At 68.2% G+C, this 16,320-nt stretch carries 10 protein-coding genes; 2 read left to right on the top strand and 8 right to left on the bottom strand.

Annotated elements, in window-relative coordinates; genetic code table 11:
* Nucleotides 1–59: 59 nt before the first annotated feature.
* The gene (locus tag AC1RNQ_RS08325) at nucleotides 60–3,059 is read right to left on the bottom strand and encodes a TonB-dependent receptor domain-containing protein (protein ID WP_493170390.1); all 3,000 of its coding nucleotides are present in this window, start codon (nucleotides 3,057–3,059) and stop codon (nucleotides 60–62) included.
* 398 nt (nucleotides 3,060–3,457) lie between these two features.
* Between AC1RNQ_RS08325 and AC1RNQ_RS08320 the strand changes: the two genes are divergently transcribed.
* A complete protein-coding gene (locus AC1RNQ_RS08320) occupies nucleotides 3,458–5,845 on the top strand; it encodes a penicillin acylase family protein (RefSeq protein WP_493170388.1) in 2,388 nt (795 codons plus the stop codon).
* 114 nt (nucleotides 5,846–5,959) lie between these two features.
* On the opposite strand, the gene dacB is transcribed toward AC1RNQ_RS08320, so the two are convergent.
* The 6 genes from dacB to AC1RNQ_RS08290 all read right to left on the bottom strand — a co-directional run bounded on the left by dacB (nucleotide 5,960) and on the right by AC1RNQ_RS08290 (nucleotide 13,263).
* Complete coding sequence (gene dacB, locus AC1RNQ_RS08315; RefSeq protein ID WP_493170387.1) at nucleotides 5,960–7,435, bottom strand: D-alanyl-D-alanine carboxypeptidase/D-alanyl-D-alanine endopeptidase; 1,476 nt, start codon at nucleotides 7,433–7,435, stop codon at nucleotides 5,960–5,962.
* Between the two features lies 1 nt (nucleotide 7,436).
* Nucleotides 7,437–8,459, bottom strand: a complete 1,023-nt coding sequence (locus AC1RNQ_RS08310; protein ID WP_493170385.1) for a serine hydrolase domain-containing protein — start codon at nucleotides 8,457–8,459, stop codon at nucleotides 7,437–7,439.
* Nucleotides 8,456–9,952 (bottom strand): MFS transporter, encoded by a 1,497-nt coding sequence (locus AC1RNQ_RS08305; RefSeq protein WP_493170383.1) that lies wholly within the window; start codon nucleotides 9,950–9,952, stop codon nucleotides 8,456–8,458. Before AC1RNQ_RS08305 ends, AC1RNQ_RS08310 begins: the two co-directional genes overlap by 4 nt.
* Before the next feature lie 298 nt (nucleotides 9,953–10,250).
* Entirely contained in the window at nucleotides 10,251–11,243 is a 993-nt protein-coding gene (gene dgcA / locus AC1RNQ_RS08300; RefSeq protein WP_493170382.1) for an N-acetyl-D-Glu racemase DgcA, read from the bottom strand.
* 5 nt (nucleotides 11,244–11,248) lie between these two features.
* Nucleotides 11,249–12,283: an N-acetyltransferase DgcN gene (gene dgcN, locus AC1RNQ_RS08295; RefSeq protein WP_493170380.1), complete on the bottom strand. Its 1,035-nt coding sequence runs from the start codon at nucleotides 12,281–12,283 to the stop codon at nucleotides 11,249–11,251.
* A gap of 95 nt (nucleotides 12,284–12,378) precedes the next feature.
* Nucleotides 12,379–13,263, bottom strand: coding sequence for a LysR family transcriptional regulator (locus AC1RNQ_RS08290; RefSeq protein ID WP_493170604.1), 885 nt, complete (start codon nucleotides 13,261–13,263; stop codon nucleotides 12,379–12,381).
* A 178-nt stretch (nucleotides 13,264–13,441) separates the two neighbouring features.
* Between AC1RNQ_RS08290 and AC1RNQ_RS08285 the strand changes: the two genes are divergently transcribed.
* The gene (locus tag AC1RNQ_RS08285; RefSeq protein ID WP_493170378.1) at nucleotides 13,442–15,049 is read left to right on the top strand and encodes an N-acyl-D-amino-acid deacylase family protein; all 1,608 of its coding nucleotides are present in this window, start codon (nucleotides 13,442–13,444) and stop codon (nucleotides 15,047–15,049) included.
* A gap of 3 nt (nucleotides 15,050–15,052) precedes the next feature.
* Here the strand turns inward: AC1RNQ_RS08285 and AC1RNQ_RS08280 are convergent, their stop codons facing one another.
* Entirely contained in the window at nucleotides 15,053–16,315 is a 1,263-nt protein-coding gene (locus AC1RNQ_RS08280; RefSeq protein ID WP_493170376.1) for a thiolase family protein, read from the bottom strand.
* Nucleotides 16,316–16,320: the final 5 nt, after the last annotated feature.

Raw genomic sequence — 16,320 nt, 5'->3', positions numbered from 1 at the left:
GAAATGAACAAAAAAGGGGCGGACTCTCGCCCGCCCCTTTTACTTGGGTTTGCTGTGCGTCAGTCCAGCTTGAAGCGGACGCCGACGCGGTAGGTACGGCCCAGGAGGTCCGAGAAGGTGCTGTTCGCGGCGAGGCCCGTTTCGGGCAACCGCAGCGGGTCGGCGTCGAACAGGTTGGTGACGTTGAAGAAGAACTCGGCCTCCGACGCGTTCCCGACCTTGATCTTCTGCGTCAGGTTAAGATCGACGTAGAAAGTGCCTTTGACGCGGTTGTTGTCATAGGTCGGGAACTGGCTGGTCGAGGTCGGGCACCCGCTGGTGCATTCGATCGCATTCGCCAGATATTTACCCGAGCTCACGCCGCGGCCGGTGACGGTGCCCGAGAAGGTCGGGGTCGAATAATTGACGTTCGCGCGGAAGATCCACTTGGGCGTGCTGAATTGACCGCCGTTTGCGCCCACCGTGTTGACCGGCGTCGTCCCGGCGATGCCGGTCTCCGACAGGTTTTCGATGTATCGGGTCGCGGTGCCCTTGAGCGTGATGCTGCTGTTTTCACCCACGGGCAGGCGATAGGCGGCATCGAAGTCGATGCCGCGCACCAGCCGGCGCACATAGTTGAAGGGCTGGGTGCGGATCAGCAGATAGGGCGTGGTCGGGGTCGAGCGAACCGGATCGGTGGTGATCGCGTCGCAGAAAGCCTGAATGCCTTCGTTGCAGCGGTTGACCACTTCCTGTGCGCTGATCGAATCGATCGCATCCTCGAGGTCGATCCGGAAATAATCGACCGATGCCTGGAAGCCCGGCAGGAAGCGCGGCGTGATCACCCCGCCGATGTTCCACGAATCGGCCTTTTCGGGCTCGAGCGCGGGGTTGCCGGTCGTCAGCCCCGAATAGGGGAAGAATTGCGGGCCGTTGGCGAGGTCCGGGGTGAAGGCGGGGTTGCGCACCGAATCGCTGTTCGCGGTGCCGGCCTGGAACAGCTCGTTCAGGTTCGGCGCGCGAATGTCGCGCGAGCGCGTCACGCGCAGGCGGATATCGTCGATCGGCGCCCAGGTCGCACCCAGTTTCCAGGTGGTGACATAGCCCGAGGTCGAATAGTCGGTCGCGCGCACCGCGCCGTTGAATTCGAGGCCGAAGCCCAGCGGGATCAGCGTTTCGAGATAGGCTTCCTTCACATTGTAGCTGCCGCGGAACGGCAGGTAATTGCCGACCGACCAGCGGTTTGAGGTGGTGCCGTTGGGATTGATGATCGGCTGGAACTCGGCGGGCACGCTGCCGCGAATCTTTTCTTCGCGATATTCGCCGCCGATCGCGATGCTGACGTCGCCCGCCCAGGTCGCGAAGGGGGTCAGCGACAGGTTGGCGCCGGTGACATATTGTTCGAGCACCTGCTTGCGGAACGGATCGCCGAGCACATAGTCGATAGCCGCCGGATCGGCGACGCCGATACCGAGGCGGTTGAGCGGCACGCAACTCGGGTCGTTGTTGGTAGCATCGGCATCGACGTTGATCAGGCACTGGATCGAGCCGACCGCATAGCCGCCGGTATTGCCGGCCGGCGCAAAGGCTGCATTGGTGGCCTGCGTCATCTTGGCGACGTGCATGATGTTGCGCAGCTGTTCGCGCACGTCGGAACGGCCATATTGGCCATAGATGTCCCAGCGCGCCGACTTGCCGAACGCGTCGAATTCGCCCTCGGCGCCGATGACATAGCGCTGGACCTGGCGCTTGTTGTTGATGCCGCGGAACGGCAGGTCGGCGGCCGTGGTCGTGATGCTGACGCTGGTGACGCCCGCGAGCCGCTGGGCGCCGAGCGTCTGCAGCGCGAAGGCGTTACAGGTGATCGGGGTCGGGACGACCGTACAGCCGGTGGTGTTTAGCGTCGCCGAGCCGAGATTGGGGCCGGCGTTGAAGAAGACTTCCTGCTTGTTGAACGAGCCCTCGGCGAACAGCGTGACGCCGTCCGAGACATCGAAGCTGACGCGGCCGTAGAAGCCGTAGCGATCGTCCTTCGGGGCGAGGCCGATGCGGCGGCCCGAATCGTTGACGCGCCAGTCGCCGCCGACCGTGCGCGTGACCGCGGCAGCGCCGCCAAGCGCGGGCGAGTTGAACGAGCCATATTGGAACGGGATGACCTGGCCGTTCTGGCCGAAATAGAGACCGCGCAACCCGTTGTTGTTGCCCGCCGAGCCCGTGATGAAGCCGCCTGGCGCCTGGTTCGTCTGGCCGGCATTCTCGCGGAAGGTGATGAAAGCAGGCTGGCCGTTGGTCGCGGTATAGGCCGGGTTGGCAAAGGCCAGATAGCCCTTGTGGTTCCACGGCCGATCGTTCGGGTCGACTTCGTAGATGCCGTCCTGATGCGCGATCTCGGCGTTGAAGACGACATGGCCGCGGCCGTCCGCGAAGGATTTGCCGCCCGCGATGCTGCCCGAATAGTTGAAGCCGTCGCCGACATGGGTGATCCCCATGTCGCCGGTAATGCGCAGCCCCTCCATCTTCTTGTTGAGGATGAAGTTGACCACGCCGGTGACCGCGTCCGACCCATAGGCCGACGATGCGCCGCCGGTGACCAGCTCGACGCGCTCGATCAGCGCCTGCGGAATGGTGTTGATGTCGACCCAGCCGAAGATCGTCGACCCGACCGACCGCCGCCCGTCGACCAGCACCAGCACCCGGCTCTCGCCCAGATTGCGCAGGTTGAGCGCGTTGATGCCCGCCGAGCCGTTCGAGATGTTGAGGCGCGAGTTGGCCGGCTTGGTCGAGCCCGCGAGCTGCGGCAGCTGGTTGATGAAGTCGGCGATATTGTTCGACGGCGAGGTGTTCTGGATATCCTCCTGCGTCATCACGATCACCGGCGTGGGGGCCTTGAACCCGTCGCGGGCGATGCGCGAGCCGGTGACGACGATCTGGTCGCCGGCCGCCGCTTCGTCGCTTTCCGCCGGTGCGGCGGTGTCCTGCGCCATTGCCGGAACGCTGTGAACCAGCGCCAGTGCGGTCATCGCCGCGCCGAACCCGATGTTGCGGCCCAGCGACCCACGAACTCGTCCAAAATTACGCATTATTACCGTCCCCTTTGTTGCCGTAAGGCTGAGCCGCACGTCGCGCATCGCGTGCTTTGGCTCGCCCTGTCGTCCCACCTGACCGCCTGGCGGAGCGTCGCTCCGTCCCTTCATTTTTTCTTGGGTAATCACCGTAACCGGCCGGCAACGGCCGCGACCGGGGGCCGCGGATGTCCGGCTTCGTGACGCGGAGGTTACAGGGTGGTTGCAGCCGGTCAACTGCTCCGCCGCTAACCTTGCGATATGGACATATAGCCCGAGGATATAGGGTTGTCGCGGCGCGGCGATATGCGGATAGCTTGCAGTTATAGGGGGCGGCCCGCTTGTTATGGGGTCGCGGCATGGTGCTGCGATAGGGTTTTGTTTCGCGATCGTCATTCACAATCGGGGAGGGCCTGTTGATCCAGCGCCGCGCATTCTTGCTGGCTTCCGCCGCGCTTGTCGCGATGCCGGGCAGCCTGCTCGCGAAACCGCGGATCAAGGGCGGCACGCGCAATATCAGCCTGTCCGGCGCGCGGGCGCCGATCGAGGTGGTCGAGGACGAGCTCGGCGTGCCGCATGTCCGCGCCGCCTCGCTGCACGATGCCTTTTTCGGGCAAGGCTATCTGGTTGCGCGCGACCGGCTGTTCCAGATCGACATGGAGCATCGCCGCGACATGGGGCGCATGGCTGAAGCGTTCGGCCCGCGCTTCGTCGCTGCCGACAAGGCGGCGCGGCTGTTCCTCTATCGCGGCGATGTCGAGGCCGAGCTCGCGGCGCTGCCGCCGGACGTGCTCGAATGCGCGCGCGGCTATGTCGCCGGGGTCAATGCCCGGATCGACGAGCTTGCCGCCGACCCGTCGCTGCTGCCGCTCGAATATGGCATCCTCGGGATCGGTCCGCTGCGCTGGGACGTGCGCGACCTGGTGCGCGACCGGGGGATCAGCATGGGCGACGCCGACGACGAGGTGCGCCGCGCGCAGCTTCAAGCGCGCGGCCTGCTCGACGCCGACCAGTTGATGGTCCCGCTGCGCCCCGCCTGGTCCTTCACCGTTCCCGAGGGGCTCGACGTCGCGGCGGTGAGCGAGGTCGACCTCGGCCTGCTTGATCCCGCCAACCGGCCGGGGGGCTTCGAGCCGCTGCAGGAAGCGTGGCTCGACCCCGAAACGCGCCGCGAAGACCGCTTTGCGCTCGGCAGCAACGCCTGGACGATCGCGCCGTCGCGCAGCGCGACGGGGCGGCCGATCCTCGCCAACGACCCGCATCTCGGCATCGGCGGTTCGAGCCCGCGCCACATGATCCATCTGACCGCGCCGGGGCTCGACGTCATCGGCGCGGGCGCGCCGGGGCTGCCCGGGATCATGCAGGGACACACCGACCGCTTCGCCTTCGGCCGGACCAATTTCCACATCGACCAGACCGACCTGTTCATCCTGCGCACGAAGGAAGGCAATCCGAACCTTTATTGGCACATGGGTGAATGGAAGGCGTTCGAGACGGTCGAGGAAGACATTGCGGTCAAGGGCGCTCCGGCGGAGCGCGTGGTCCTGCGCTATGCGAGCGGCCGTCCGATCGTATCGGAGGATGCGGCGCGCCACCGTGCGGTCGCCTTTGCCACGGTCAGCGCGCTGCCCGGCGCGAACATGCGCTTCGCGATGATCGCGATCAACCTGTCGAAGGATTGGGCGTCGCTGCGGCAGGCATTCAAGCTGCACGTGTCGCCGACCAATTTCCATTATGCCGACATCGACGGCAACACCGGCTGGCAGACGATCGGCTTCACCCCGCGCCGGCCGAAGCATGACGGCCTTTTCCCCGCGCCCGGCGACGGCGACTACGACTGGACGGGCCTATTGCCGGTCGAGGATATGCCGCACGTCTATAACCCGGCGGAGGGCTGGTTCGCGTCGGCGAACCAGATGAACCTGCCGGCGGGCTATCCGTATCGCGAGCGGATCATCAGCTTCAGCTGGAGCGATCCCTTTCGCTACGATCGGGTCGCCGAAGTGCTGCGCGCGCAGCCGAAGCACCGGATCGCCGACAGCATCGCGCTCCAGCACGACGTCCAGTCGCTGCCCGCGCGTGCGCTGCTCAAACTGCTGCCGACTGCTCCATCGGCCGAAGCCGCTCCCGCCGCGGCGCTACTGCGCCGGTGGGATTGGGGGATCGAGGCCGACAGCGCCGCCGCTTTGCTCTATGAAATGGTGATGCTGGCGCTGTTGGCGGACTTCCGCGAGCGCATCGTTCCGGCGGGAGCGAAGGACCTGATCCCGTCGGTCAACCTGTCCGAAATGCTGCGCATCCTTGCCTCGCCCGACAAGAGGCTGGGCGCGGACCCTATCGTCGAACGGGACGCGATGATCGATCGCGCGCTGGTCGCGGGATGGAACCGCGCGGTCGTGCTCGGCGGGCCCGATCCGGCGCGCTGGAAATGGGGCGACCTCCACCGCGTGACGATCGCGCATCCGCTGGCGACGTCGAACCGCGCGATCGCGGCCGCCTTCCCCAAGATCGAGGGCGGCCGGTCGGGCGGCGACGGGACGACGCCGATGGCGCGCGGCTTCAATGCGAAGCGCGGTTTCGACGTCTCGCACGGCGCCAGCTATTTGTTCGTCGCCGACGTCGGCGCGTGGGACAACAGCCGCTTCCTGCTGCTCCCCGGCCAGTCCGCCGACCCGCGCTCGCCGCAATATCGCGACTTTTACCCGCTATGGCTCGCGGGAACGATGCAGCCCTTGTGGTTCAGCAAGGCGGCGGTCGACCGCCACGCCGCGGCGCGGCTGGTCCTGACGCCCATCCCGGATTGACCGCTGCTTATTTGCACCGTTTGCCCTGAGCTTGTCGAAGGGTCGCTCTTTCTTTCGGGCGCGGCAAGAAGAAGGACGGTGCTTCGACAAGCTCAGCACGAACGGAGTTTGAAGTTAGAGCGCCTCGGCGATCGCGACCAGCGCGCGGTCGACCGCGGCGGTTGCTTGGGCGTCGGTGTCCTCGGGCATGTCGTTCGCCAGTGCGGAGAAGATCAGCATCTTGCCGCTGCGCGTCGTGAGATAGCCCGAGAGCGCGCGCGACGCGTTGAGCGACCCCGTTTTCGCGAAGAGCTTGCCCTCGAGCAGCGTGCCTTTGAAGCGGCTCTTCAAGGTGCCGTCGCGCCCGGCGATCGGCAGCGTCGCGCGCCAGTCCATGCTCCACGGCTGGCGCGCGATCCAGCCGAGCAGGCCGACCGCGGCGCGCGGGCTGAGCCGGTTGTAGCTCGACATGCCCGACCCGTCGGCGAAGTGATAGCCGGCCGCGGGCAGCCCCGCCCCGGTCATCACCCGCTGCATCACCGCCTGCCCGTCGGCGATCGAGCCGCTGCCCGCGTGCCGCGCGACGCGGCGCAGCATCAGTTCGGTGTGGAGATTCTGGCTCTCCTTGTTGATCCGCACCATATTTTCGGCGAGCGACGGCGCGGGCAGTTCGGCGAGCATCGCGGGTTCGGCGGGCAGGGTGGCTGGCGTATCTTTCCGCTTCTCGGGATCGTCGGCGGCGGTCAGCGGGCGATGGCGGGCTTCGATCTGGCCGTCGACGCGCACGCCGCGCGCGCGCAGCAGTTCGCCGAGGCGCCACGCGGCATAATGCGCCGGATCGTCGATGCCATAGCGCAGCGTCAAAGGTCCCGCCTCGACACCGACCGTGCCGGTCAGGCGCAAGACGCGGCTGTTCGGCATACGGTCGGCCTCGATCTCCTCTTCCTTGCCCGCGACGGTCACGACCCGGTTTTCGATGGCGTAATAGCCGGGCGCCTGCACGCTCGGCGCGGCGCCGATCGCGCCCGGTGCCAGTTTCACCACCAGCTCATTGTCGTCGAGCGTCAGCGCCGAGGTGCCGGTGCCGTAGCGCGATGCGATATTGTTCCAGCTCATCCCCAGACTCCAGCGTTCGTCGGGGAACCAGCTGTCGTCGCCGGTGATGTTGCGGACATGGCGGGTCCTGGCCGCGACCGCGTCGGCGAGCGTCTGCAGGCAGTCGGCCTTGCAGCCGTCGGCGCTCGACAGCAGCGCGTCGCCGCGGCCGTGCAGCACGACGTCGACCTTGCCGTCGGCGTGCGTTTCGAGCCGCACGCCGGTGCCCTTCGCCGCCTGCTGGAGCAGCGGCAGCTCGGCATAGGCGATCGCAGTGGTGAACATCTTGGTGTTCGATGCGGGGATGAAGCGCTGGTCGGCGGCGATCGAGACCAGTATCTCGCCGTCGAGGGTGGTGACGAGCATGCCGAAGCGCGAGCCCGGCGGGCCTTCGGCGAGTTTCTGCTCGACCGTCGTCTGGAGCGAGACGGGGGCCGTCTGCGCTCTGGCCGCGGTCAGCGAAAGCGACAGCGCGAGGGCCGAGGCGAGGGCGAGGCGTGCGATTATTGGCGTCATATTAAATCCGTTCGTCCCAAGCTGTGATGACCGCATGGCCCACCGCGGGGCGGAGCGCCACGATGCCGCTGTCGGCGTGGCGGGTCGGATGGACCCGGTTGGTGAGCAGGGTCCAGCCGAGGCCGCGCCTGAAATCGAGCCAGAGGCCGGTGCCGGTGAAGCCGGTGTGGCCGATGGTGTGGCCCGAGCAGGCGTCGCCGCCGTGCCATCCGGCGAAGGCGCGCTCCCAGCCGCAGGTGCGGTGGCGGTCGCCCGCGGTGCGGATTTCGGCCAGCATCGCGGGCGACAGGATTTCGCCGGCCATCAGCGCGCGCGCGAAGCCCAGCACGCCGTCGACCGTGCCGAACATTCCGGCGTGACCCGGGGCGCCGCCGAGCGCGAAGGCGTTTTCGTCGTGGACCTCGCCCTTCATCACGCGCCCGCGCCAGCTGCAATGTTCGGTGGCGACCGCGGGGCCGGGCGGCGGGCCGAAACCGAGCCCCTCGCCGAGCGGCCAGGCGGACAGCGGGGCGCCGGTGAGGCGCTCGATCGCGATGCCGAGCAGGATGAAATTGATGTCCGAATAGACGGGCGGCCCGTGGCGCCATTCGCGCTGGAGCACGAAGGCGCGCAGCCGCGCCGGGTCGCCGCCATAGGTATAGATGGGCTCGACCGCGGGCAGGAACGTCCGATGCATCAGGCAGTCGCGGAAGGTCAGCTTGCGCTCGGCGGCACCCGCGACGTCATATTGGCGGAGGTCCGGGATTGCGTCGGTCAGCGGCCGGTCGAGGTCGAGGCGGCCTTCTTCGGCGAGTTTCAGGATCATCACCGTGGTGGCGATCACCTTGCTGAGCGAGGCGAGGTCGAACCAGTGCTCGCGGGTCAGCGCCTCGCGCTCGGGGACGAGCGCGGCCATTCCGGCGAAGCGCACCGCGCTCGCACCGTCGGCGCCGACCACGCCGAACGCGGCGCCGGGGATGCGGCCGCTTCGGGTCGCTTCGAGCGCGGGCGCGAAGCCCGCTTCGCAGACGGCCTCGATCGTCATGCCAGGCGCTCTTTCACGCGGACGATGATGGGCAGAAGGAAGATCGCCGCGAAGCTCAGCGCGCCCGACAGCAGGAAGAAGCCGTCATAGCCGATCTGCGTCTGCATCGACCCCGACGCGCCCGCGAGCAGGCGCGGCAGGAGGAAAGCGAAGCCCGAGAGCAAAGCATATTGCGCGCCCGGATATTTCGGGCTGACCAGCATCGACAGATAGACGACGAACACCGCACCCGCATAACCATTGCCGAACTGGTCGACCGCGACCGAGGTATAGAGGACGAACGACGACGGCTCGCTGTGCCAGAGCCAGACATAGATCCAGTTGCCCGCCGCGGCGGTCACCGCGCCGATGCCGAGCGTCCAACCGAGCGACAGCCGCGTCGACAGCCAGCCGCCGAGCGCGACCCCCGCCATGCTCGCCGACAGCGCGACGACCCCGTCGGCGACGCCGATCTGATGCAGGCTGTAACCCCTGTCGTTCCACAGCGGGTGCGAGAGGGTCAGCGTGAGCACGTCGCCCATCCGGTAGAGCGAGACGAAGGCGAGCAGCGCGAGCACCGCATAGCCATAGCGCCAGAACAGCTCGACATAGGGCGCGGCGAAGGTCGACATGGCCGCCGGCGCGCCCGCCGGCATCCGATTGATGCGGGGAAGGGCGAGCGCCAGCGCGACGAAAGGCAGCAGCGCGATGCCGAGGACGATCGGCGTGACATTGGTCTTCGCCGAAATGCCGGCGCCTTGCGCGGCCGAGAGCAGCGCCCAGCCGAGCAGGGCGGTGACGATCGCGCCGGCGAGCACCACGAGCAGGCTGGTCAGTGTTCCCGCCACCAGCGCCTGCGCGCGGCCGCCGGTGCCTTCGCGTTCGGGCCGCATCGCCGCGAGGATGGGGAAGGGCAGGAAGGCCGCGAAGGCGATGACCAGATAGGCCCAGGTCCAGTCGGACCAGGCCGCGACGAGGATCGCGCCGCTGCCCGCCGCGACCATCGCGCTGCGATAGCCCCATAAATTGGCGGCGACGATCGGTGCCTGCTCGGCTTGCGTCGGGGCGAGTTCGATCCGCCAGCCGTCGGCGGCAACCTCGAGCGTCGTCGTCCAGAAGGCGAGCAGGACCGCGAACAGCGCGGTCAGCGGCAGGCTCTTGTCGCTCGAGGTGAAGGCCATCGCGACCATCGAGAGGAAGATGCCGAGTTGCGACAGCATGATCCACCCGCGCCGCCGCCCCCAGAAACGCGCAAAGCCCGGCACGTCGTATCGCTCGATCAGCGGCGCCCAGGCGAATTTGAAGGTCGGCAGCAACGCGATCCACGCGAAGAAACCGATGATCACGATGTCGACGCCATGCTTCGACAGGCGCAAAGTCAGCACTGCGTTGAACATGTAGAAAGGCAGGCCGGCCGAAAAGCCGAGCAGCAGGTAGAGACCGAGCAGGCGCCGCGCGGAGGGCTTGGCGGGGGTTTCCGTCGGGAGGGTGGCGGGGATGGCGGCGGCGATCATTTGTCCCTCGCGCACGTCGGAACCAAATGATCCTCCCCGGAACGGGGAGGGGGACCAGCGAAGCTGGTGGAGGGGCACAGGCTGGTCCTCTTACCGGCGAAGTGGCGCACCACAGATTCGTTGCCGGACATGAGGGGCATTTTCGTTGGGCGCGGCGTAAACCTCGCGTGCCCCTCCACCACCCTTCGGGTGGTCCCCCTCCCCGTTCCGGGGAGGATCGGCGATGGCCGCTCCCCACTCCAAAACCGTCGCAGGACCACAGCCCCGCAACCCTCGCCCCCGTTTTGCCCCGATGCCGTCAAATCCCACCCCAGAAGCCGGGTTGCGGCGGCGACAATATGCCGTTCGCTGCGCTGACCCCGCCCGGACGATCCTCGGCAAGCCAGAGCGGTCCGTCAAGGTCGACGAAGCTGCTCTGCGCCGCGATCGCCCAGGCGGGGGCGATCGACAGCGACGAACAGATCATGCAGCCGGTCATCACGCCGAGTCCGCGCGCACGCGCCGCCTGCGCGAGGTCCAGCGCAGCGGTGAGGCCCCCGGTCTTGTCGAGCTTGATGTTCACGACGCCATAGCCATCGGGCAGGCCATCGAGATCGGCCGCGACATGCACCGCCTCGTCGCCGGCGATCGGGATCGCCGAACGGAAACCGGCGAGATCGCCATCGGCATCGGCGGGCAGCGGCTGTTCGAGCAGGTCGATGCGAAGGTCGAGCAGCAAATCCTGCAGGCTGCGCACTTCGGCGATGGTCCAGCTTTCGTTGGGGTCGACGATCATCCTGGGATTGGGTGCGGCCGCGCGAACGGCCCTGATCTGCGCTACCGGATCGTTGCGATCGACCTTGACCTTCAGCAGCGGGGCGTCGGCGAGCGCCGCCGCGGCGGCGGCCATGCGATCGGGCGCGTCGAGGCTGATCGTCATCGCGGTGACGATCGGGCGCAGCGGCCTTTCGAGCCCCAGCGCCGCCGTGATATCGCTTCCCGCGAGCCGCAGTTCGAGATCCCATAGCGCGCAGTCGACCGCGTTGCGTGCCGCGCCCGCGGGCATGGTTTCGAGCAGTTCCTGTCGTGTGCACCCCTGCTCGATCGCATCGCGTGCCGCCTCGATCGCAAGGATCGTGCTTTCTTCATCCTCGCCATAGCGCGGATAGGGCACGCATTCGCCGCGCCCGGTGACGCCGTCCTGTATGAGCGCGACGGTGACCACCTGCGCCGCGGTCTTCGTCCCGCGCGAGATGCGGAACGGCGTGTGCAGTGGCAAAATCTCGCCGGCGACAGTCAGGGTGCGGCGCATGGCGTTCAGGCGGTTGCCGCGACGCTCGACGCCGCGACTTCGGTCCCGAGCAGACGGTCGAGGATCGACTCGACCCCGAAACGATAGGGGTCGCTGGTCGGCAGTTCGAACTCGGCCTCGATGCGCGCGCACAGCGCGCGCGCCTCATCCTCGGGCATCGCCGAGGTGTTGAGCGCGATGCCGACGACGCGGACATCGTCGTTGGTGAGCCGCGCGGCGTTCAGATTGGCCTCGATCGTCTGGGCGATGCCGGGCAGCGGATAATGCGGCAGGCCGCGCATATGCGGGCGCACCGGGTCGTGGCAGAGGACGAGCGCGTCGGGCTGAGCGCCGTGCAGCAGCCCCATCGAGACGCCCGCGAACGAGGGGTGGTAGAGCGAACCCTGTCCCTCGATCAGGTCCCAGCCGTCGTCGTCGCGCGCCGGCGACACCTGTTCGATCGCGCCCGAGATGAAGTCGGCGACCACGGCGTCGAGGGGGACGCCGTCGCCCGCGACCAATATGCCCGTCTGCCCGGTGGCACGGAAATCGGCCGGCACGCCGCGCTTTGCGAGCGCACTCGCAAGGCACAAAGTCGTGTACATCTTGCCCACCGAGCAGTCGGTGCCGACGGTCAGCAGCCTGTTGCCCGCACGCTTCTTGCCGTTGCCGACGGGGATATCGGGGCGCGGGTCGCGCACGTCGTGGAGCTGGCGGCCGAGGCGCGCCGCGGCTTCGACCAGCCGCGGTTCGGCGTTCAGCCGGTGGTGCAGCCCCGATGCGATGTCGAGCCCGGCCTCCAGCGCGGCGAGCGCGTCGAGGATCAGCGGCTCGCCGAGCTTGCCGCCGGCATTGGCGATGCCGAGCACCAGCGTGCGCGCACCGGCCGCGCGCGCGGCGGCGAAATCCATGCGCGGCAGGTCCAGGGTCAGCGGACAGTCGTCGTGGCGAAATTCGCCGACGCAGATGTCGGGGCGGAACACCGCGAGCCCGCGCGACGTCTTGATGTCGGCGGGGTCGGTCGCATGGCCGAGATAGAGGAGATAGGGGGTTTCGATCATGGTTCGGCAGACCTGCGTGACGATGGAAACGCGTTCTTACGCCCGGTTGCGGCGGCGTCCCATATATCTAGCGCCTCCTATCCTATAGCCTGGCGCTATAATCCTTCGAGCACCGTCGCGAGCACGGCGAGGAAGGCCGACGCGGTCTTCGACGGCGGCCGGTTCTGCAGATAGACGGCGTTGATGTCGAAGGTGATCGCCGGTTGCAGCGGCCGGCTCGACAGGCCGGGCGGCAGCGCGGCATGGGCGGTGAAATTGTCGACGATCGCCATGCCGACCCCCGCATTCACCAGCGCCGCGGCGACATAATAGGTGCGCGCCGACACGACCTCGTCGAGTTCGACCTCGAGCCGGCTGAGCTCGCTCGACAGCATCCGCCCGATCGGACCGCTCTGCACCGGGCTGATGAACTTGTGCCCGCGCAGTTCGTCGAGGTGCAGCCGCGGCGGCGCCCCCGGCAGATCCTCTTCGCGGTAGATGACGACCAGCTCGCCCTCGCCGATTACCTGGTGCGCGACGGGCGCCGACAGCGGCACTTCGAAGCTGATCGCGATGTCGGTTTCATGCTCGTAGAGCTTGCGCACCATCTCGTCGTGATGGAGCGTCTGGAGGTCGAACATGATGTCGTCGTGATCGCCGAGGAAGCGCGACACCGCCTCGGGCACCGCGCCGAGGCCTAGCGAGGGCAGCGCCGAGATGCGCAGCAGCCCGCCGCGGCCGTGCCGCAGGTTCTGGCAGGCCTGGCGCAGCGAGCGCACCCGGTCCTGGATGTCCGACACCTCGGCGAACAGCGTATGCGCATCCTGCGTCGGGATCAGCCGCCCCTTCGAGCGTTCGAACAAAGTCAGCCCGATCGACCGCTCGGCATGGCGCAGCACCTTGGTCACCGACGGCTGCGACACGTTGAGCGAGCGCGCGGCGGCGCTGACCGTGCCGTGCAGGAACACCGCGTGGAAGATTTCGATCTGGCGCAGGTTCATCGCGTCATGGCCCTTGTCCAACAGTGCCGGCGCACCTTCCCTCTCTATGCCATCGGGTTATAGGGGGTGCAACAACGCTGGCTGGACGCGCGGTGCTCATTCGGGACATCTCGTCGCCGGACGGTCGCGCAGAAAGGTTCAGACGATGCCGCTTGCCCCGCTTCGTATCGCCCGCACCATGGCTATGCTCTCGGCGGCGGCCGCGCTGCTCTCGGTGTCCGGGGCCGCCGCGAAGGCGGACGAGACGGTCGATGTCATCATCCGCGGCGGGACGATCTACGACGGCGGCGAGGGCAAACCCTTCGTCGGCGACGTCGCGATCCGCGGCGACCAGATCGTCCATGTCGGCGCTTCGGGCGGTTATACGGCGGCGCGCATCGTCGATGCCAGAGGCCTGATCGTCGCGCCCGGTTTCGTCGATCCGCACACCCATGCCGACGGCTTCCTCCGTTCATCCGACAAGGCGGTGCGCGTCAACGCGGCCTGGCTCAACCAGGGGGTGAGCACGGTGATGATCGGCGTCGACGGTTCGGGCACCCCCGACGTCGCCGAGGACGCCGCGACGCTCGAAGCCTCGGGCATCGGCACCAATGTGGTTTCGTTCGTCGGCTTCGGGCCGGTGCGCCAGCGCGTGCTGGGTCAGGACGCGCGCCCGCCCGATGCGGCCGAGCTCGAGCGGATGAAGGCGCTCGTGGCGAAGGGCATGTGCGAGGGCGCGGTGGGCCTGTCGACGGGGCTTTTCTATGCCCCGCAGAGCTTCGCCTCCACCGGCGAGGTCGTCGCGGTGGCGCGCGAGGCGGCGATCCGCGGCGGCCTCTACGACACGCACCAGCGCGACGAATCGAGCTACAGCATCGGGCTGCTCGGATCGGTGCAGGAGGTCATCGACATCGGGCGGCAGGCGGGCATGCCCGTCCATTTTGCGCATCTGAAGGCGCTGGGCGTCGACGTCCACGGGCAGGCGGGGGCGGTGATCGCGGCGATCGAGGCCGCGCGCGCCGAGGGGATCGATGTCACCGCCGACCAATATCCCTGGCTCGCGTCGGGATCGAACCTCGACGCCTCGCTGCTCCCGCGCTGGGCGGTCGACGGCGGCGGCGCGGCGCTGCTGAAGCGGCTGGGCGACCCCGCGACGCTGGCGCGGATCCGCGGCGAGATGCAGGAAAATCTGCGGCGGCGCGGCGGTGCGGCGGCACTGCTGCTGATCTCCGAGGGCTATCCCTGGACCGGCCGGACGCTCGAACAGCTCGCCGCCGAGTGGAAGCTCGACAGCCGCGACGCGGCGCTGCGCATCATCCGCCGGAGCGTCGAGGCGAAAGCGCGCGGGGAAAGCGGCGGCGGCGGCGCGGTCGCGTCGTTCAACATGGCAGAGGCCGATGTCGACCTGCTGATGCAACAGAAGTGGATGGTGACCTCGTCCGACGGCTCCGACGGCCATCCGCGGATGTTCGCGACCTTCCCCGAAAAATATGTCCGCTATGTCCGCGAGCGGAAGGTCATCGACCTCGCGACCTTCATCCGCCAGTCGACCGGGCGCACCGCCGATATCTACAAGCTCGACCGGCGCGGCTATCTGCGCGCGGGCTATTTCGCCGATGTCCTCGTCTTCGACGCCGAGGAATTTGCGCCGCGCGCCGACTATGTGCGGCCGCGCGAGCTGAGCGTCGGGGTCAGCAAATTGTTCGTCAACGGCAAGCTGGCGGTCGACGACGGGCGGGCGACCGGCGCCGCCGCCGGCCGCGCGCTGCTGCGGCCCCGCCCGCCGGGCTGCGACGCGCCGGGCTGAGCGTCAGGGGCGGCGCAGCAGCGAGACCGTGCCGTGGCCGCCGTCGGCGCAGACGCTGACGATCGCCCATGAACCCGGGGGCTTGTCCCAAAGCTCCTTGACCGCCTGGCTGAGGTCGCGCGCGCCCGTTGCGGCGAACGGATGGCCGATCGCGACCGACCCGCCATTGGGGTTGACGCGGTCCCACGGGAAAGCGCCGAAATCGAAATCGACGCCTGCGCGCTCCTTCGCCCAGCCCGGCTTTTCGAGCGCGGCGACATTGGCGAGCACCTGCGCGGCGAAGGCCTCGTGAATCTCCCACAGCGCGACATCGTCGTAGCGCAGCCCGTGCCGCGCGAGCAGCCGCGGGATCGCGAAGCTCGGCGCCATCAGCAGCCCGTCGACATGATGGTCGACCGCGGCGATCTCGTGATCGACCAGCTCGGCATGGGGCGTGCCTTCGGGCAGCTTGCCGATCCCCGCCTCGGTCGCGACCCACAGCGATGCGGCGCCGTCGGTGATCGGCGAGCTGTTGCCCGCGGTGAGCGAGCCCTTGCCCGAGGTATCGAAGGCGGGCTTCAGCGCCGCCAGCTTCTCGGCCGAGGTGTCGGCGCGCGGATTGGCGTCGCGGGCAAGCTCGGGGAGCGGGAGCACCAGATCGTCGAAGAAGCCGCTGTCCCACCCCGCGACCGCGCGCTGGTGGCTCTTCAGCGCCCAGTCGTCCTGCGCCGCGCGGGCGATGCCCCATTCTTGCGCGGTCTCTTCCATGTGGTCGCCCATCGTCCGCCCGGTGATGCGGTTCGCCCAGCCCTTGACCGGCAGGGTCAGGTCGTCGGCGGTCAGCGCCTGCAGCGCAGCGAGTGCGGCGGGCGGGTCGGTGCGGAACAGCTTGACGATGCGCTTCGAGCTGGCGGGCTTCAGCCCGATCGGCGGGCTGCTCATCACCTCGGCGCCGCCGACGAGCGCGAGATCGGCCGAGCCGCCGAGCATTCCCGCCGCCGCGAAGGCCGCGATCATGCTGGTCGAACAGGCGAGCACCGCCGAAAAGGCGGGCACGGTCGGGTCGAGCCCCGCATCGAGCCAGATTTCGCGGCCGATGTTGCTCCAGCCGAGGCTGGGGATGACGGTTCCCCAGACGAACAGGTCGGGCCGCGCCTTCGCCGCCATCGCCTGGACCAGCGGGACCGACAGGCTGATCGCATCATGGTCGGCGAGCGCGCCGCCGCCGCGCCCGAAGGGGGTGCGCAGGCCGGGGGCGATGAAAATCTTCTGGGCAAAACGCTGCATGGCAA

This window comes from Sphingopyxis sp. GW821-FHT12F08, assembly GCF_058806755.1.
The sequence above is the reverse complement of the archived record's forward strand: the minus strand, read 5'-3'. Positions and strand labels throughout refer to the sequence as shown.